This window comes from Cryobacterium sp. TmT2-59, from assembly GCF_004403545.1.
Classification (GTDB): Bacteria; Actinomycetota; Actinomycetes; order Actinomycetales; family Microbacteriaceae; genus Cryobacterium; species Cryobacterium shii.
The window spans coordinates 1-11,811 of the sequence record NZ_SOGM01000043.1; the positions used below are offsets into that span (position 1 = coordinate 1).

An 11,811-nucleotide genomic window follows, 5' to 3' on the forward strand; every position below is an offset into this window, starting at 1 on the left:
CCGGCTGCAACCGGTCGGCGGCGCATGCCGACCTTGACCATTCGCTGGACTGGCAGTTCAACGGTTTGACCGCCGAGGACAACCTCGCTCACCTGTGTCCGCCGTGCCATGCGCTGAAAAGCGAGACCCGGTGGACGGTGAAACACCTGGAGGCCGGCACCCTGAGGTGGACCTCGCCGAGCGGGCGCGCATTCGTGACCGAGCCGGCCACGTTCATCCGTGCGGTGGAACCCCAACCACCGCCGAAACCAGCCTCAGCATCTCTGCCGATGCCGGGTCCCGAACCCGCGCCTTTCTGAGTCCCTCGTGGGCGCCAGGCCACACTGGCGCCGAGACGCTGTCTGCGGTTGTCGATAATCGTGAGGAAATCGTCATCACCCGCGCCGGGCACGAGCCGGTTGTGATCGTCTCCCTCGATGAATACGAGTCGCTCAAGGAGACGGCCTATCTGCTGCGAAATCCGGCCAACGCTCGACGTCTTCTCGGATCAATCGAACGGTTGGAGTCCGGACGGGGCACCGTGAACGATCTGATCGAGTGAAATTCGTCTGGGACGAGGATGCCGGGAAAGACTGTGAATGGTGGCAGTCCCAGGACCGCAAGATCCTCAAACGGATCAACACCCTCCTTCGTGACGTCGCACGAAACGGAAACGAGGGCATCGGAAAGCCCGAACCGTTGAAACACGGATTCCACGGCCACTGGTTCCGCCGTATTACCGATGAGCACCGTCTCATCTACAAGGTCGAAGGCGACGAAGTCCGCATCGCGGGATGCCGATACCACTACGGAAACTAGGGTCACGAAACAGAGGTCGGCGGTGACTCAGTCCTGCGACTTCTTCTGCTCGGTCGAGGCGAGGTCCGCGTCGGTCACCGGCGCGATCGAGTCGCTCCGGTTCCGGGGCAGGCGGGCCACGTAGGCGCGTTTCAGTTCGGCCCAGCGCACCAGGGAGACCTGGTTGGCCGGTGTCGGTTCGGTATTCTCAGCCACGGGAACCCTTAGTCTCGGTCGCCGTCAGTGCTGCTGCGAGGAGCAGGGCGGCGAGAAGCGAACTCACGCTTCAGGGCTGCCCATCGCAGGAGCGAAACGTGGTGGATTGTCGTACTTGTCGGATCGGCCATCGGGTCTCTCAGTCTCAAGCGTGGTTTGAACGGCACGCCGCTGAGCCTGGTTCAATGATATGAAATGGCGATCGAGATTGACACGGTTGCATCGGGATTTGTCACGGTTGAGCATCGAGATGAGTTACCGACCCACCACCATCAGTGGACGGGATCGCACCCCCTATGATAGCGCCGCCGACTCGCATCCGAGCATCTGCCAGACGCCCGGGCTAGAGTCGTGCGAATGCAACCGCCCCACACCAGCCCCGAATCCGCCGACGTCACCCGCAGCAGCACGGTCACCGGCTTCGTCCGAGTGCGGGGCGCCCGGGAGAACAATCTCCAGGACGTCGACGTCGATGTGCCCCGGGACGCGATCGTCGCCTTCACCGGGGTCTCCGGCTCCGGCAAGTCCTCGCTCGCCTTCGGCACCATTTTCGCGGAGGCGCAGCGCCGGTTCCTGGAATCCGTCGCCCCATACGCCCGCCGCCTGATCCAACAGGGGCACACCCCGGACGTCGACGAGATCACCGGACTGCCGCCCGCCGTCGCGCTGCAGCAGCGGCGTGGAACCCCGAGCTCCCGGTCGAGCGTCGGCACCGTCACCACGCTCTCGAACTCGCTGCGCATGCTCTATTCCCGGGCCGGCACCTACCCGACGGATGCCGTGCGCCTCGAGTCCGATTCCTTCTCCCCCAACACCGTGGCTGGGGCCTGCCCCCGGTGCCACGGTCTGGGTACGGCGCACACCGCGACCGAGGCACTCCTCGTGCCGGACGTCACCCTGAGCATCCGTGACGGCGCCATCGCCGCCTGGCCGGGCGCCTGGCAGGGCAAGAACCTGCGGGACATCCTCACCGTTCTGGGCTACGACGTGGACACGGTCTGGCGAGACCTGCCGCGCGCGGCGCGCGACTGGATCCTCTTCACCGAGGAACAGCCCGTGGTGGAGGTCGTGCCGCAGCGGGACCGGGTTGCCAAGCCCTACCAGGGCCGGTTCTGGAGCGCCCGCAGCTACATCATGCACACTCTGGCCGATTCGAAGAGCCAGAGCCAGCGCGAGCGCGCGCTGCGCTTCGTCGAATCCGGCCCATGCCCGACCTGCGGCGGCAGCGGTCTCACCCCCGCCGCACTGCTGGTCACCGTCGCCGGGCACTCGATCGCGGCGCTCAACCGGCTGCCGCTGACCGAGCTGGCCGACCTCATCCGCCCGACCGCCGAGTTGCGCGGAGCCGATGCGGCCCGCCCCACGGCCGCGTCCGGCGAGGCCACCGAGGTCGGGGTCACCCTCACCCGCGACCTGCTCGGGCGCATCGAGGTTCTGCTCGAACTGGGACTGGGCTACCTGAGCCTCGGGCGCGCGACCCCCACCCTCTCCCCCGGCGAAATGCAGCGCCTGCGCATCGCGACCCAGCTGCGCTCGGGCCTCTTCGGCGTGATCTACGTTCTCGACGAACCCTCGGCCGGGCTGCATCCCGCCGACGCCGAACCGCTGCTGCTCGTGCTCGAGCAGCTCAAGGCATCGGGTAACTCGGTCTTCGTCGTCGAGCACAACATGGACATCGTGCGCCGCGCCGACTGGGTCGTCGACGTCGGCCCGGTGGCCGGCGCGGACGGCGGCCGGGTGCTCTACAGCGGGCCGATCGCGGGGCTGGCCGAGGTGCCGGCGTCGGTCACCCGGCGGTTCCTGTTCCCGGCCGACGCTGCCGACGCGGCCGCCGACGCGGAAGTTGACACGGCAACCGACGCTGCCGAGGCGGCCGCACCCGCCGACGGACCCGAACCGCTGCGGGTGCCCGAGAACTGGCTGGGACTGCACGGGGTCACCCGGCACAATCTGCAGGGCCTCGACGCCGACTTCCCGCTGGGGGTGCTGACCGCCGTGACCGGGGTCTCCGGGTCCGGCAAGTCCACCCTGGTCAGCCAGGTGCTGGCGGATGCCGTTCGCCACGCCCTCCATCCCGGGGCCGACGAGCCCGGCACGGCCGGGTCGGGCACGGAGGACGAGGACGACGACACCGACACCGACACCGATTCCAGCCCCCGCGCCACCGTCGACCGCATCACGGGTCTTGGCGCCGTCCACCGCCTGGTGCGCGTCGACCAGAAGCCCATCGGCCGCACCCCGCGGTCCAACCTGGCCACCTACACCGGACTCTTCGACGCGGTGCGGGCGGCCTTCGCGGCCACCGAGGATGCGCGAAGCCTCGGCTTCGGCGCCGGCCGGTTCTCGTTCAATGTGGCCGGCGGCCGCTGCGAGACCTGCGCCGGCGAGGGCTCCGTGAGCGTCGGGCTGCTCTTCCTGCCCGGCAGCTACGCACCCTGCCCGGCCTGCCACGGCTCGCGCTACAACCCGGAGACCCTGGCCGTCACCTACCAGGGGAAGACCATCGCCGAGGTGCTCGGGCAGAGCGTCGACGAGGCCGCGGCCTTCCTCAGCGGGATCCCCGCGGCAGCGCGCAGCCTGGCCACCCTGCGGGAGGTCGGCCTCGGCTACCTGCGCCTCGGCCAGCCCGCAACCGAGCTCTCGGGCGGCGAGGCGCAACGCATCAAGCTCGCCACTGAGCTGCAGCGGGCCCGCCGCGGGCACACGCTCTACCTGCTCGACGAGCCCACCACGGGCCTGCACCCGGCGGATGTCCGCCTGCTCCTGACCCAGCTGGGCCGCCTGGTCGACGCCGGTAACACGGTGATCGTCGTCGAGCACAACCTCGACGTGGTGGCCGCCGCGGACTGGGTCATCGATCTGGGCCCGGCCGGCGGCGACGCGGGCGGCCGGATCGTGGCGACCGGGACCCCGGCCACGGTCGCCGCGCATCCGCACAGTCGCACGGCCCCCTACCTGGCTCGCCGCCTGGCCGCCCGGTAGCCCTTCCCGTTCTCGTGGAGTGCCTCGCGGCGCAGGTTATGCACGGCGGCGCAGGCTGGAACCTGCGCCGCCGTGCATAACCTGCGCCGCCGTGCCGCTCGATGCCCCGGGCCGGCCCCGGGCCCGGGCCAGCCCGGCCGACCCGGCGGGTGCCATAGATTGGGAGTGACGTTGCAGCGCAAAGGAGCTCTCATGACCGGTTGGCGGATCCGCGACTTTCACTCGGACGACCTGGACGGCATCCTGCGTCTCTGGGAAGAGATCACAGCCGCCCGCACGGAGCCCGTCTACGGATTGTCCGAGGTGCTGGCGTCCTGCCAGAAGGACGACGCCGTCGTGGCCATGATGGGCGACGAGGTCGTGGGCGCCGCCGTCGGCCGGGCCGCCCACGCGCAGGGCTGGGTCGTCTTCCTCGCCACCGCACAGCGGGAGCAGGGCCGAGGCATCGGCACCGCCCTGCTGGCCGCCCTGGAGAAGAAGATGTCCCGGCACGGGCTGACCAAACTGTCCGCGCTGATGCCGGAAACGGCCACCCGGGTCGACGCGTTCGTGAAGCGCGGCTTCGAGGTCAAGAAGAACCTACGCTACTTCGAGCGCCACATTCCCGTGCAGCGGGAGGAGCTGCGATCACTCACCGAGCTGGGCGGACGCATCCTGGCCCGCGACCTCTGGGAAGGCGTCGGCGGCATGCGCACCGAGAAGGAACTGCTCGAACGCCGACTGGTGATGCCGCTGGCGAAACCCGACATGGCCGAGCAGTACGGCGTGGTGCCGCCGAAGGCCGTCGTGCTCTTCGGCCCTCCCGGCACGGGCAAGACCACCTTCGCGAAGGCGATCGCCTCCCGGCTGGAGTGGCCCTTCGTCGAGGTCTTCCCCTCCCGGCTCGCCGCCGACCCCAAGGGCCTCGCCGGAGCGCTGCGCGAGACGTTCCTGAAGATCTCCGAACTGGAACACGCGGTCGTCTTCATCGACGAGGTCGAGGAGATCGCCGCCCAGCGCGGCGGCGAACCGCCCTCGGCCCTGCAGGGCGTGACCAACGAGCTGCTGAAGATCATCCCGGCCTTCCGTGAACAGCCCGGCCGCCTGCTGGTCTGCGCCACGAACTTCATCCGCGCCCTCGACTCCGCCTTCCTCCGGCACGGCCGCTTCGATTACGTGATCCCGATCGGGCTTCCGGATGCCGCGGCGCGCCAGGCCATCTGGGAGCGCTACGTTCCCCCGGCCACGGCCGGCACGGTCGACCTTGACCTGCTGGTCGAGGCGAGCGACGGCTTCTCCCCCGCGGACATCGAATACGCGGCCCGGCGCGCCTCGCAGGAGGCCCTCGAACGAGCGCTCTTCGAAGGCGCGGACGAGTCGACTCCCGGCGGCCCCGGCACGGACGACTACCTGCTGGCGATCCAGTCCACCCGCACCACCGTGTCGCCCCAGGTGGCCAGCGAGTTCCTCGAGGACATCGAGCTGCTGGCGCGGCTCTAGCTCGAAGACCCGGCCGGCTCAGGCGCCGGCGGATTCCTCGGTGAACTCGGCCAGGGTGGCCTCGATCGTGGCGTACGACCACCGGTAGGCGGCATCCTCGTCGCGCTCGACTAGGGCCTCGGCCAGCTGGTTGTGCCGGTGGGCCGAGGGCGGCGTGTACTCGGTGATGGTGAACCGCTTCTCTTCCTGCCGGGTCCGGAGGACCGCCGCCACCGTGCCGGCGAAGTGTGCCATCACGCTGTTGCCCGACCCGATCAGGATCAGCGAGTGGAACCGGACGTCGGCCTCGAGAAACCGCGGTCCCTCGCCGGCCAGGTTGGACTCCATCATCGCCGCCGCCGCGGCCTGCACGGCGTCCAGCTGTTCCTGCGTCATCAGGCGGGCGCTGAGGCGGGCCGCGACCGGTTCGATTCCGAGCCGAAGTTCGAGCAGCTCGCGCATCTGGGTGTAGTACTCGGCGCCGCGACCCCGGCCGCGCCATCCGATGATCTGGGGGTTCATCAGGTCCCAGAATTCCCGCGGGAGCACCTGCGTTCCGACCCGCTGCCGGGGCTCGACCATCCCGAGCGACTGGAGCACCCGCAGCGCCTCCCGCAGCACCGAGCGGGAGACGGCGAAGTCGTCGATGATCTGGTCGAGGTTCAGGATGTCGCCGGGCGCATAGGCGGCGTCGACGATCTGCTGGCCCAGGGCGTTCAGCACCCGAGCATGCAGGCCCCGTTCACGCCAGGATGCTGCGCCCGCCCCACGGTTCATCTCAACTTCTCTCTCCGGGACCCGTGCGAGCGGCCCGCCGCCGGATGTCCCCCCGCGATCGTAGCGGCGTTGGTCACGACGACGTAATTCCTGTGCCACACTCAATTATCTGATTAATCAGATATTTGGACGATGGGGTCGCAGAGAAGCCGCCTCGGAATGGATATTCACATGAATTTCGCCCTTGCGGTCCCGGTGGTTCCGATCGAACCGGCCGGCAGCAACCTGCAGCTCATCATCGCGGCCCTCGTGGGCGTCGCCGTGATCATCGTGCTGATCACCTGGCTCAAAGTGCACCCGTTCCTCGCCCTCTCGATCGGCGCCGTGGGCGTGGGCGTCGGAGCCGGGCTCGCTCCGGCCGCCGCCGTGACCAGCTTCAGCACCGGCTTCGGCGCCACCATGGCGGGCGTCGGCATCCTGGTCGGTTTCGGCGCCATGTTCGGCAAGCTGCTCGCCGACTCCGGCGGAGCCGACCGCATCGTCGACTCCCTGGTGACCCGCTCGAGTGCGCGCACCCTGCCGTGGACCATGGCCCTGATCGGCGGCCTGATCGGCCTGCCGATGTTCTTCGAGGTCGGTCTCGTGCTGCTCATCCCGGTGATCATCCTGGTCGCCCGCCGCAGCGGACTCTCCCTGATCCGGATCGCCATCCCCGCCCTCGCCGGCCTGTCGGTCATGCACGGCCTCGTGCCGCCGCACCCCGGGCCCCTCGTGGCCGTGACCACGCTGGGCGCGAACCTCGGACTCACCCTCGCCATCGGCGTGCTGATCGCCATCCCGACCGTCATCATCGCCGGCCCGGTCTTCAGCAAGTTCGCCAGCAAGTGGGTCTCCGTGCCCGTGCCGCAGCTGTTCCTGACCAACGAGGAACAGGGCCTGGGCGAGAACGCCAAGCGCCCGAGCTTCCTGATCACCATCTCGGGCATCCTCCTCCCCGTCGTGCTGATGCTCGCCCGCTCGATCGCCGACGCGGTCAACCCGGGCTCCACCTCGCCGCTGAACGCCACCCTCGACTTCCTCGGCACCCCGATGATCGCGCTCGGCATCGCCGTCATCTACGCGATGATCGTCTTCGGTCGCGGCGGCGGCATGGACCGCACCGCGGTCGCCAAGTCGCTCTCCGATTCCCTGCCCCCCATCGCCGGCATCCTGCTGATCGTGGGCGCCGGCGGCGGGTTCAAGCAGGTTCTGATCGACACCGGGATCGGTACCGTCATCGCCGACGCCGTGGCCGGCAGCAGCATCTCGGTGCTCCTCCTGGCCTGGTTCGTCGCCGCGCTGATCCGCGTGGCCACCGGTTCGGCGACGGTCGCCACCGTCACCGCCGCCGGCATTCTCGCCCCCGTCGCGGCCAGCCTGGGCGGCACGGATGTCTCCCTGATGGTTCTGGCCATCGGCGCGGGTTCGCTGTTCCTCTCCCACGTCAACGACGCGGGGTTCTGGCTCGTCAAGGAATACCTCGGCACCACCGTCGGGCAGAACCTGAAGACCTGGACCGTGATGGAATGCCTCATCTCCGTCACCGGCCTCGCCGGCGTCCTGCTCCTGAACATCGTGATCTAACGTGTTCGCGAGAGCGCAACCGGTGCTCGTGATCATGGGCATCTCCGGGTCGGGCAAGTCCACCGTGGCCGGGCTCCTCGCCGGCCAGCTCGGCTGGGACCTCGAGGAAGGCGACGACCTGCATCCGCAGGAGAACATCGACAAGATGTCCGCCGGCCACGCCCTGAACGACGAGGACCGCGCGCCCTGGCTCGACACGGTCTCCTCCTGGATCATCGAGCACACCATGGCCGACGTGCCGGGCATCATCACCTGCTCCGCGCTCAAGCGCCGCTACCGCGACGTGCTGCGTGAGCACAACGTGGTCTTCGTGCACCTGGCCGGGTCGACGGAACTGATCGGGCGGCGCCTCGCCACCCGTCACGACCACTACATGCCGGCCTCGCTGCTCGACTCGCAGGTCGCCACGCTCGAGGCGCCCGACGCCGACGAGCGCGCCATCACGATCGACGCCGGCCGCGCCCCGGCCGAGGAGGCCGCGGAGATCGTGCGGCGACTCGGGCTCACCCCCCGGGCCGGGTCCTCGACCCTCGGCGCGGCGGAGCCGGGCAAGTCCTCGGTGCCGCGCGCTGCGGCGCCGGCCCAGGGGTAGCACCCGCAACAACGACGGTCCCCGCGGTCACGGCCGCGGGGACCGTCGCGTGCTCCCGCCGGCGGAGCCTGGTTTCTGACCTTCCGCTCCGAGTGCCCTATCAGCGAGCTATGACCGGCCTGATCGGCACCCCCGGTATGCCAGCATCGACCTCGCGGGGATCGACCCCATGGAGGCGTACTGATGACAACCACCGTTCACGGCACACAGATGCCACTCTCGACAGATCACCGGCACCCGGCCGCCGGGCCGGCACTCCCGGCACACTCCCAGCAGCTGCCGATCCGGAGGATCGTGGTGGGGCTCTCCCTCACCGTGCTCGCGGCCATCCACGTTCTGGACCTGCCCGGCAAATTCGCCGAAACGCCCTATCTCGCCGTGGCCTACATCGGTCTCGTCGTGACCGCGCTCGTCATCGCCGAAAGGCTGTTCGTGGTGGGTTCCCGCCGCGACTTCGCGGCCGCCGCATCACTCTCGGTGCTCGTGATCGCCGGATTCGTCGTCAATCGCACCGTCGGAATGCCCGGGGCGATGGATGACATCGGCAACTGGCTGGAGCCTCTCGGACTCCTCTCCCTCCTGGTCGAAGCCTTCGTCGTGTGGCAGGCCGCAGCGGCCCTGCTCACCCGCACCCGGCACTGAGCCGCGCCGGACGGGCACCGAGGGCACCGGGCCGCGGCCTCGAGCGCGTACGCTGAGATTCACCCGCCTGACGTGACCGCGTGAGGCAAAGCGCCCGACGGATGCCGGAACGGAGGCAGGAATGACCCGCACTCTCGACGCGCGCACGACCCGCCCCCGGGCGAGTGCCGTCCGGCCCGTGATCCTGGCGGCGCTCACCCTGGCCGCCATGCTGCTCTGCCTGCTCGCGGTGCACTCCGCCGGCCACGGAGCCGGGCACGACATGCCGGCCGTCGCCTCGTCGTCGTCGATGACGGCCGTGCACAGCGCGGCTGCCCACGTCGCGGCCGCCCAGAGCGCAGTCGCCGACGTCGCTGCCGACGTGGCTGCCGCACCCGTCGGGGCGTCCGGCGACGCCATGCTCGCGATGACCTGCTCCATCCTGCTCGCACTCGCCGCCGTTGTCGTGCTGGCCCGTCGCCCGTCTCTCTTCCAGCGCCTGCTCGAGGCGGGCGGCTTCGTCGTCGGCTCGTTCCGGGCCATCCCCCTGCACCTGCACCGTCCCAGCCTCACCCTGCTCTCCATCAGCCGCGTGTAGACCGAGACCCCGCCCGCGCACCTTCCCGGCTGCGCGGCTTCGCCGTCCCCTCGGCGTCCGGTTTCTCACTCTTCATCGATGAATGGACGAACAATGCTCAGAACTTCCCGCACCATCCGCTCTTCTCTGCTCGCCACCGTCGCGGTCGCCGCCGCCCTCACCCTGAGCGCCTGCGGCGGTGCGACGACCGCCACCGGGCCAGGCGCCGGCAGCACCCCGGCTGCCTCCTCCGCCGCCTTCAACCCGGCGGACGTCGCATTCGCCCGGATGATGATCCCGCACCACGAACAGGCCGTCACGATGAGCGACGACCTGCTGGCCAAGCACGGCGCCGACCCGCGCGTCGTCGACCTGGCCACGCAGATCAAGGCCGCCCAGGAGCCCGAGATCGACCAGCTGACCGCCTGGCTGACCGCCTGGGGCGCCGACACCGGCGGCATGTCCGACATGGACCACGGCACCGACGGCATGATGAGCGATGCCGACATGATGACGCTCGGCAACGCCTCCGGCGCCGACGCCGACCGGGTCTTCCTCGAGCTGATGATCGGTCACCACGAGGGTGCGATCGCCATGGCCCAGACCGAGGTGGACGACGGCGAGAACGCCGACGCCCAGGCCCTCGCGAAGGCGATCGTCGCGTCGCAGACCGATGAGGTCGCCGCGATGACCGACCTCCTCGCCGCGCTGTAAGGGCCGGGCACCATGACCGAACGCACCGGCGGCATCCGCCCCCGCGCCATTCGCCACCGCGCCATCCGCCCCCAAGCCATCCGCCAGACGGGCACCGCCGTGGTCACGGCCGGCCTCGCGGTCCTGCTGGCCGGCTGCGCCCCCGGCACGGATGCCCCGGCAACCGCCACCGCTCCCTCCACTGCCGCCGCCGCTTTCGAGCACATCCACGGCCTCGGCGCCGACCCGGCCACCGGGCAGACCTACGCCGGGACGCACGAGGGGGTCTGGGTCATTCCCACCTGGGCCCTCCCGGACAGTTACCTGGCGGGGGCCCCGCGCTCCGGCGCCACCGCGCTGACCCGCACCGAGGGTCCCGTCTTCGACGCCATGGGCTTCACGGTGGCGCCCTCCGGGCTGCTGCTGGCCTCGGGGCATCCGGACCCGGGGCAGAAGTCCGCCCTCACCGGGCCGAACCTCGGGCTGGTATCCAGTGCGGATGCGGCGGCGAACTGGGCATCCGTCTCGCTGGCCGGACAGACCGACTTCCACGACCTCGACGCGGTGCCCCTGGCCAGTGGGGCCCTGCGGATCTTCGGCTATGACGCCGCCGACGGGACCGTCGCGGTCAGCGACGACGACGGCGCCACCTGGGCGGCCGGAGCCACGCTGGCGCTGCGGGACCTGGCCGCCGACCCCGCGAACCCCGACCGGGTGTTCGCGACCACGGCCGACGGCCTGGCCGTGAGCGACGACGCGGGGCGCACGTTCGCCCCGATGACGGATGCGCCGACCCTCGTGCTGATCGACGTGGTCGACGCCGCGGCGGGCGGCGGGCTCGTGGGCGTCGACCCGGACGGCCGGCTCTGGCACCAGGCGGCCGCGGCCGGACCCTGGGCTCGTGACGGGCAGGCCGACGGCACGCCGGAAGCGCTGAGCTTCGTCGGCGGTTCCTCGCCGTGGATCCTCGCCGCGGACCAGCGCGGCGTTGTCGCCAGCGACGACTACGGACGCACATGGACCGTTCTCGTGCCGAGCCGGGCTTAGGCGCGACCGGTGGAGAACATTACCCCCGGGGGCATACTCAGAGTGACGAATCCAGGACTGCGGACGAGAGGACAACGACCATGATGTGGGGTTATGACGGAGGAATGGGGTGGGCCTGGTTCTTCGGTCTGCTCGTCATCATCGGGATCGCGCTGCTGATCGTCCTGGCCGTGCGGCTGTCGGCCGGGCCGGCCGCAGGGCCAAGCGCCGGGCCGCCGGCCGGACCGGCGCGGGAGAACGGGACGCCCGGGCGCAGCCGCGCCCGCCAGATCCTGGACGAGCGTTTCGCGAAGGGCGAGCTGACGGTGGAGCAGTACCGCGAGCAGATCCGGGCGCTGGGCGAAGGCGGCGAATGAAACCGATCAGCCGCCGGACCGCCCTCACTCTGGGTGGCCTGGGGGTGGCCGGCACGGTCATCGGCGGGGCGGGTCTGCTCTGGACCGGGCAGGGCGACTCCGGGCAGGGCGGCCCCGGGCAGCCCGCCGGCCGGCCCGCCGGCTCGCCCGCC

General features: G+C 70.3%; 13 protein-coding genes. 11 read left to right on the forward strand and 2 right to left on the reverse strand.

The features are described 5' to 3' along the window. Positions 1-295 precede the first annotated feature (295 nt). Complete coding sequence (locus E3T24_RS07065; RefSeq protein WP_134365001.1) at positions 296-541, forward strand: type II toxin-antitoxin system prevent-host-death family antitoxin; 246 nt, start codon at positions 296-298, stop codon at positions 539-541. Continuing rightward, the gene (locus E3T24_RS07070) at positions 538-798 is read left to right on the forward strand and encodes a Txe/YoeB family addiction module toxin (RefSeq protein WP_134402802.1); all 261 of its coding nucleotides are present in this window, start codon (positions 538-540) and stop codon (positions 796-798) included. Before E3T24_RS07065 ends, E3T24_RS07070 begins: the two co-directional genes overlap by 4 nt. 27 nt (positions 799-825) lie before the next feature. Here E3T24_RS07070 and E3T24_RS17295 read toward each other — a convergent pair whose 3' ends face one another. After that, on the reverse strand, positions 826-993 hold the full coding sequence (locus E3T24_RS17295) for a hypothetical protein (protein WP_160141038.1): 168 nt from the start codon (positions 991-993) through the stop codon (positions 826-828). Positions 994-1,350: 357 nt separating this feature from the next. On the opposite strand from E3T24_RS17295, the gene E3T24_RS07075 reads away from it, so the two are divergent. After that, positions 1,351-3,975, forward strand: a complete 2,625-nt coding sequence (locus E3T24_RS07075; protein WP_134434469.1) for an excinuclease ABC subunit UvrA — start codon at positions 1,351-1,353, stop codon at positions 3,973-3,975. A 192-nt stretch (positions 3,976-4,167) separates the two neighbouring features. Next, the gene (locus E3T24_RS07080; protein WP_134364993.1) at positions 4,168-5,454 is read left to right on the forward strand and encodes a GNAT family N-acetyltransferase; all 1,287 of its coding nucleotides are present in this window, start codon (positions 4,168-4,170) and stop codon (positions 5,452-5,454) included. 18 nt (positions 5,455-5,472) lie between these two features. Here the strand turns inward: E3T24_RS07080 and E3T24_RS07085 are convergent, their stop codons facing one another. Next, positions 5,473-6,210, reverse strand: a complete 738-nt coding sequence (locus E3T24_RS07085; RefSeq protein ID WP_134364994.1) for an FCD domain-containing protein — start codon at positions 6,208-6,210, stop codon at positions 5,473-5,475. 171 nt (positions 6,211-6,381) lie between these two features. On the opposite strand from E3T24_RS07085, the gene E3T24_RS07090 reads away from it, so the two are divergent. The 7 genes from E3T24_RS07090 (at position 6,382) to E3T24_RS07120 (ending at position 11,659) form a co-directional block, all read left to right on the forward strand. Further along, the gene (locus E3T24_RS07090; RefSeq protein ID WP_134364995.1) at positions 6,382-7,773 is read left to right on the forward strand and encodes a gluconate:H+ symporter; all 1,392 of its coding nucleotides are present in this window, start codon (positions 6,382-6,384) and stop codon (positions 7,771-7,773) included. Between the two features lie 34 nt (positions 7,774-7,807). Beyond that, positions 7,808-8,365: a gluconokinase gene (locus tag E3T24_RS07095; RefSeq protein ID WP_134365002.1), complete on the forward strand. Its 558-nt coding sequence runs from the start codon at positions 7,808-7,810 to the stop codon at positions 8,363-8,365. Positions 8,366-8,548: 183 nt separating this feature from the next. Further along, complete coding sequence (locus E3T24_RS07100) at positions 8,549-9,007, forward strand: hypothetical protein (protein ID WP_134364996.1); 459 nt, start codon at positions 8,549-8,551, stop codon at positions 9,005-9,007. A gap of 121 nt (positions 9,008-9,128) precedes the next feature. Next, on the forward strand, positions 9,129-9,584 hold the full coding sequence (locus E3T24_RS07105) for a hypothetical protein (protein WP_134410443.1): 456 nt from the start codon (positions 9,129-9,131) through the stop codon (positions 9,582-9,584). A gap of 93 nt (positions 9,585-9,677) precedes the next feature. Continuing rightward, on the forward strand, positions 9,678-10,277 hold the full coding sequence (locus tag E3T24_RS07110) for a DUF305 domain-containing protein (RefSeq protein WP_134434470.1): 600 nt from the start codon (positions 9,678-9,680) through the stop codon (positions 10,275-10,277). 12 nt (positions 10,278-10,289) lie between these two features. Further along, positions 10,290-11,303: a hypothetical protein gene (locus E3T24_RS07115; RefSeq protein ID WP_134434471.1), complete on the forward strand. Its 1,014-nt coding sequence runs from the start codon at positions 10,290-10,292 to the stop codon at positions 11,301-11,303. 80 nt (positions 11,304-11,383) lie between these two features. Beyond that, positions 11,384-11,659 (forward strand): SHOCT domain-containing protein, encoded by a 276-nt coding sequence (locus E3T24_RS07120; protein ID WP_134434472.1) that lies wholly within the window; start codon positions 11,384-11,386, stop codon positions 11,657-11,659. Positions 11,660-11,811: the final 152 nt, after the last annotated feature.

What these genes read in the sequence shown, in the direction of transcription:
- E3T24_RS07100 (WP_134364996.1), top strand. Translation starts at nt 8,549, where the DNA reads ATGACAACCACCGTTCACGGCACACAGATGCCACTCTCGACAGATCAC.
- E3T24_RS07120 (WP_134434472.1), top strand. Translation starts at nt 11,384, where the DNA reads ATGATGTGGGGTTATGACGGAGGAATGGGGTGGGCCTGGTTCTTCGGT.
- E3T24_RS07075 (WP_134434469.1), top strand. Translation starts at nt 1,351, where the DNA reads ATGCAACCGCCCCACACCAGCCCCGAATCCGCCGACGTCACCCGCAGC.
- E3T24_RS07085 (WP_134364994.1), bottom strand. Translation starts at nt 6,210, where the DNA reads ATGAACCGTGGGGCGGGCGCAGCATCCTGGCGTGAACGGGGCCTGCAT.
- E3T24_RS07095 (WP_134365002.1), top strand. Translation starts at nt 7,808, where the DNA reads ATGGGCATCTCCGGGTCGGGCAAGTCCACCGTGGCCGGGCTCCTCGCC.
- E3T24_RS07115 (WP_134434471.1), top strand. Translation starts at nt 10,290, where the DNA reads ATGACCGAACGCACCGGCGGCATCCGCCCCCGCGCCATTCGCCACCGC.
- E3T24_RS07090 (WP_134364995.1), top strand. Translation starts at nt 6,382, where the DNA reads ATGAATTTCGCCCTTGCGGTCCCGGTGGTTCCGATCGAACCGGCCGGC.
- E3T24_RS07105 (WP_134410443.1), top strand. Translation starts at nt 9,129, where the DNA reads ATGACCCGCACTCTCGACGCGCGCACGACCCGCCCCCGGGCGAGTGCC.
- E3T24_RS07080 (WP_134364993.1), top strand. Translation starts at nt 4,168, where the DNA reads ATGACCGGTTGGCGGATCCGCGACTTTCACTCGGACGACCTGGACGGC.
- E3T24_RS07110 (WP_134434470.1), top strand. Translation starts at nt 9,678, where the DNA reads ATGCTCAGAACTTCCCGCACCATCCGCTCTTCTCTGCTCGCCACCGTC.